Origin of the sequence: Clostridium algoriphilum (assembly GCF_020443705.1) — a bacterium.
GTDB lineage: Bacteria > Bacillota > Clostridia > Clostridiales > Clostridiaceae > Clostridium_AD > Clostridium_AD algoriphilum.
On the sequence record NZ_JAIZZK010000109.1, the window covers coordinates 1 to 980 of the forward strand.

2 protein-coding genes are annotated in these 980 nt (G+C 34.0%); both read left to right on the forward strand.

Going from position 1 to position 980, the window contains the following annotated elements:
• The first annotated feature begins 83 nt into the window (after positions 1–83).
• On the forward strand, positions 84–395 hold the full coding sequence (locus tag LGK95_RS22125) for an imidazolonepropionase (protein ID WP_226127062.1): 312 nt from the start codon (positions 84–86) through the stop codon (positions 393–395).
• Positions 392–980: IS3 family transposase (locus LGK95_RS22130; protein WP_226127075.1), on the forward strand; the 589-nt coding region annotated here is incomplete at its 3' end. The genes LGK95_RS22125 and LGK95_RS22130, both read left to right, overlap by 4 nt.

Below are 980 nucleotides of genomic sequence, written 5' to 3' on the forward strand. Positions count from 1 at the left end.
GTGAACTGAACCCACAAAAACGGACATTGAATAAAAAGGACCTTCTGTTGTAGAATAAATATATACAATAGGAGGTTTTTTCTATGAAGACAAAAGGACGTAAACAATTTGGAGAATTTATAATAAATAACGTTTTAACACTTATTGAAGAAGGAAAGTCATATCGTGAAATCAGTGAAATATATCAATTGGGAGATAAGCGTGTTGTGGAGCAGTTAATGAATCGATATAGGAGAAAACAGCGTTTATTGGAAATTGGAATTACTCCATGTCAAAAGGGTAGACCGAGAAAAAACCATTTACCTACAGAACAGGATAGAGATATGGAAATAAAACGATTAAAAATGGAAAATGAATTATTGCGTTCTTTTCTTCAAAGCACTGGAAGGAGGTGAAACCGAAGGTTAAATACACATCGATATATTCCTGTAAGGATAAATACCCTATCACTACAATGTGCGAATTTTTTGAAGTATCACGTAGCGGTTATTATGATTTCGTAAAGAGAATTAATTCCACAGATAAAGATGAGAAATTGGGGAGGATGATTAAAGAGTGCCAAGAGCGTTCAGGTAAGACTTATGGTTATCGAAGAGTACTTATATGGTTACAGCGAAAGAAACAAATTGTTGTTAATCACAAGTCGATTTTACGCATTATGAATAAATATGGTTTGCTTTCAGAAATCCGTCGCCGTAAAAGATATAAGCAGATGGGACAGCAAATTCATAAGTACGCTAATTTATTAAATCGAGACTTCCAAGCAGATAAACCAAATCAAAAATGGGTCACAGATATATCATATATTCATACTGGGCAAGGCGTGTTGTATCTTTCTATGATTCGGGATTTATATGACGAGAGTATTATAGCCTACAAAATGGGAACAGAACAGAACGTAAACTTAGTTCTTAATACAATTAAAGACGCTAAAAGAAAAGAAAAAATCACCGAAGAGCTACAACTCCACAGTGATCAAG